This is a genomic window from Malikia sp., from assembly GCF_028687635.1.
Taxonomy (GTDB): domain Bacteria; phylum Pseudomonadota; class Gammaproteobacteria; order Burkholderiales; family Burkholderiaceae_C; genus Malikia.
Genome location: NZ_JAQTZS010000045.1, coordinates 1 through 3975 on the forward strand (window position 1 = coordinate 1; position 3975 = coordinate 3975).

5 protein-coding genes and 1 pseudogene are annotated in these 3975 nt (G+C 65.5%); 2 read left to right on the forward strand and 4 right to left on the reverse strand.

Translation table 11 applies throughout. The features are described from left to right. The 3 genes and pseudogenes from PHR85_RS15080 to PHR85_RS15090 form a co-directional block, all read right to left on the reverse strand. A pseudogene (locus PHR85_RS15080) lies at positions 1–163 on the reverse strand (electron transfer flavoprotein subunit beta/FixA family protein); the annotation flags it as partial. A gap of 24 nt (positions 164–187) precedes the next feature. Beyond that, on the reverse strand, positions 188–643 hold the full coding sequence (locus PHR85_RS15085; protein WP_300055996.1) for a MaoC family dehydratase: 456 nt from the start codon (positions 641–643) through the stop codon (positions 188–190). A gap of 30 nt (positions 644–673) precedes the next feature. After that, on the reverse strand, positions 674–1858 hold the full coding sequence (locus PHR85_RS15090; RefSeq protein WP_300055999.1) for an acyl-CoA dehydrogenase: 1185 nt from the start codon (positions 1856–1858) through the stop codon (positions 674–676). A gap of 194 nt (positions 1859–2052) precedes the next feature. Between PHR85_RS15090 and PHR85_RS15095 the strand changes: the two genes are divergently transcribed. Together PHR85_RS15095 and PHR85_RS15100 are read left to right on the forward strand one after the other, a co-directional pair. Further along, positions 2053–2382 (forward strand): zf-TFIIB domain-containing protein, encoded by a 330-nt coding sequence (locus PHR85_RS15095; protein ID WP_300056001.1) that lies wholly within the window; start codon positions 2053–2055, stop codon positions 2380–2382. Positions 2383–2406: 24 nt separating this feature from the next. After that, positions 2407–3357, forward strand: coding sequence for a LysR substrate-binding domain-containing protein (locus tag PHR85_RS15100; protein ID WP_300056004.1), 951 nt, complete (start codon positions 2407–2409; stop codon positions 3355–3357). Between the two features lie 21 nt (positions 3358–3378). Here PHR85_RS15100 and PHR85_RS15105 read toward each other — a convergent pair. Further along, a partial coding sequence (locus PHR85_RS15105; protein WP_300056007.1) for an acyl-CoA dehydrogenase occupies positions 3379–3975 on the reverse strand: 597 nt, incomplete at its 5' end.

The window sequence follows — 3975 nt, forward strand, 5'->3', positions numbered from 1 at the left end:
CGGCGCCCTTTTCCTTCAGGCGCACCGCTTCCTCGATCGCGATCTCGTCGAAGGGGTTCATGCTCATCTTGACGTTGGCGATGTCAACGCCCGTGCCGTCGGCCTTGACGCGCACCTTGACGTTGTAATCCACCACGCGCTTGACGGGGACGAGGATCTTCATGTTTTACTCCAAATTTGAAAATGATCAGCTTTTGGCTGCCGCCGCCGCGCGACGAACCGAGGAGGATGTCATCACCAGCGCTTCGCCTTCGATGACGACCTTGCCCTTGACGGTGCACACCGTATCGAGTTCGGCTCTGGCCTTCTCGGGATGCAAGGACTTGACGGTGACCGTCGCATGAACCGTGTCACCCGGCTTGACCGGCGCCTTGAACCTGAGCGACTGGCTGAGGTAGACCGTACCCGGCCCGGGCAGGCGGTTGGCCACCGCCGCGGAAATCACGCTGGCGGACAGGAAGCCATGCGCGATCCGGCCACCAAAGATCGTGGTTCGAGCGAACTCCTCGTTGGTGTGGATCGCGTTGTTGTCACCCGAGACCCCGGCGAACAGGACGATGTCGGCCTCGGTGATCGTCTTGGCAAATGTGGCGGTCATGCCCACTTGCAGGTCTTCGATGTCATATCCGTTTTCTGCGTTCATTGTCTTGTTCCTTGGTGACCGTCGAGGGTATCAGTTCGCGAAAGCGGCCAGACCGGTGATGGCGCGACCCAGGATCAGCGCGTGCACGTCGTGGGTGCCCTCGTAGGTGTTGACCACCTCGAGGTTGACCAGGTGACGGGCCACGCCGTACTCGTCGCTGATGCCGTTGCCACCCATCATGTCGCGCGCCATGCGGGCGATGTCGAGCGCCTTGCCGCAGCTGTTGCGCTTGAGGATGGAGGTGACTTCCACCGGTGCGTTGCCGGCGTCCTTCATGCGGCCCAGGGCCAGGCAGCCCTGCAGGCCCAGGCTGATCTCGGTCAGCATGTCGGCCAGCTTCTTCTGGATCAGCTGGTTGGCGGCCAGCGGGCGGCCGAACTGCTGGCGGTCCATCACGTACTGGCGGGCGCGGCTGTAGCAGTCCTCGGCGGCACCCAGGGCGCCCCAGGCGATGCCGAAGCGGGCCGAGTTCAGGCAGGTGAACGGACCCTTGAGGCCGCGGATGGTCGGGAAGGCGTTCTCTTCGGGGCAGAACACCTCGTCCATCACGATCTCGCCGGTGATCGAGGCGCGCAGGCCGACCTTGCCGTGGATGGCCGGAGCGCTCAGGCCCTTCCAGCCCTTTTCGAGGATGAAGCCGCGGATCGCGCCTTCGTCGTCCTTGGCCCAGACCACGAACACGTCGGCGATCGGGCTGTTGGTGATCCAGATCTTGGCGCCGCTGATCGAGTAGCCGCCCGGCACCTTGCGGGCGCGGGTGATCATGCTGGCCGGGTCGGAGCCGTGGTTGGGTTCGGTCAGGCCAAAGCAGCCGATCCACTCGCCGCGCGCCAGCTTGGGCAGGTATTTCTGCTTCTGCTCCTCGGTACCGAATTCGTTGATCGGCACCATCACCAGCGAGGACTGCACGCTCATCATCGAGCGGTAGCCGGAGTCGACCCGCTCGACCTCGCGCGCCACCAGGCCGTAGCAGACATAGTTCAGGCCCGTGCCACCATACTGCTCGGGAATGGTCACGCCCAGGAGGCCGAGTTCGCCCATTTCGCGGAAGATGGCCGGATCGGTCGACTCGTTGCGGAAGGCCAGCTGCACGCGCGGCAGCAGCTTTTCCTGACAGTAGGCCTGCGCGGCGTCGCGCACCTGGCGCTCGTCATCGGTCAGTTGGGCTTCGAGCTGGAAGGGATCGGACCAGGAAAAACGGGCGTTGGCACTCATGACGGCTCCTCTATGTAGGTTATGCGTGAATCAATGAATCGGACAAACTCATGGTAGTGCTGATCCAGCCAGGCTTGCACGAATCTTTCGCAACAAGATATGAGAAGATCGGATATCTGAACCCGCACTACAGGCAAACCCCATCCGGGAAAACCCGCATCCCGCGGTCCCAGACATGAGAAGAAGGTTAGACCATGCAATGTCCCGTCTGTCCCGACACCCTGCTCGCCATGACCGAGCGCCAAGGCATAGAAATCGACTACTGCCCGAAATGCCGCGGCATCTGGCTTGATCGCGGCGAGCTTGACAAGCTGATCGAGCGCAGCGCGGATACCGCGTCCGCGGCAGCGCCCCAGCCAACCGCCCCACCTCAAGCGCCCCAGCAGGCCTATCGGCAGGAGGCGCCGCGTGACTTCCGCTACGCGGATTTCGGTCAGAACCATCAGCACTCAGGTCATTACAACCAGGGACACTATCCTCAGAAAAAGAAGAAGTCGTGGCTCAGTGAACTGTTCGATGATTGATCGTTCGGCAGCGTCAGGCGCCCCGTGAGAAGAAAGCTGCCCTCGACCCAGGCGCTGATCTGCTTCGTCGCCGCCGCGCGGCATCAGAGCTTCACCCGCGCGGCCCAGGAACTGTTCCTGACCCAGGGCGCGGTGTCGCGCCAGGTGGCCGCGCTGGAGGAGTCGCTCGGCATCGAGCTGTTCCGGCGCACCCAGCACGGCATGACGCTGACCCCGGCCGGCGCCGACTACGCGCGCCAGGTCGCGCAGCGGCTCGATGCGCTCGAGCGCGACACGCTCGACCTGATGGGCCGGCGCGGCCAGGGCGAGAGCGTGACGCTGGCCGTGGTGCCGACCTTGGCGGCGCGCTGGCTGATCCCGCGCCTAGCCACGCTGGCGCGCGAACAGCCCGAGCTGACGGTGAACATCGACGGACAGACCCGTCCCTTCCTGTTCGGCGACACCGGAGTGGACGCGGCCATCTTTGCCGGCACCGGCGATCAGGTGCGGCAATGGGCCGGCACGCGCGCGCAACGGCTGTTCGAGGAAGTCGTGGTGCCGGTCTGCAGTCCGACGCTGCTGCGCGGCAGGAGCGGGCTCACGCCCGCCGCGCTGGCCGATCTGCCGCTGCTGCAGCAGTCGACAAGACCCGATGCCTGGCGCCAGTGGTTCGAAAGCCAGGGGGTGGATGCGCCAAGCGCCATGGCGGGACCGCGCTACGAGCAGTATTCGATGCAGGTGGCGGCGGCGGCCAGCGGGCTCGGGGTCGCGCTGATGCCCAAGCTGCTGATCGAAGCCGAGCTGGCCTCCGGCCAGCTGCTGATCGCCAGTCCGCATCCGGTGCTGAGCCGGCGCAGCTACTACCTGGTGCAACCCGACCTGCCCGAGCGGCCGGCGCTGGAGCGCTTCAAGTCATGGCTGCTGGCTTGCGCGGCCCGGCAACAGGACCAGCCGCTCGACATCAGGAGGCCGCTGGCAAACGCCGCAGCCTCCTGAGCCCCTGCGGGTTGCCAGGCCTCAGGCCACCTGGCGCAGCAGTTCGCGGCCGATGATGAGCTGCTGAACCTGGGTCGTGCCTTCATACAGGCGCAGCAGGCGGGCGTCGCGGTAGAAACGCTCGACCGGGTACTCGTTGATGTAGCCGGCGCCACCATGCACCTGCACGCCACGGTCCGCGACGCGGCCCAGCATCTCGGTGGCGAACAGCTTGGCGCAGGACACGCGCATCGAGACATCCGGGTCCGACAGATGAGCCGGCTTCTGGTCGAAGCGGGCCGCGACCTCGCGCACCAGCGACCAGGCCGCCAGCAGCTCGGCCTGGCTGTCGGCCAGCATGGCCTGGATCAGCTGGAACTCGCCGATCGGCTTGCCGAACTGCTTGCGCTCGCTCGCGTAGCGCACCGATTCGTCGAGGATGCGCGAAGCCATGCCGCAGGAGACGGCCGAGATGTTCAGGCGACCACGGTCGAGCACCTTCATCGCGGTCTTGAAGCCCTGGCCCGGCACGCCGCCGATGATGTGGGACGCCGGCACGCGCACGTTCTCCAGGATCACGTCGCAGGTCTTGGTGCCGCGCTGGCCCATCTTCTTGTCGGTCTTGCCGAGCTTGATGCC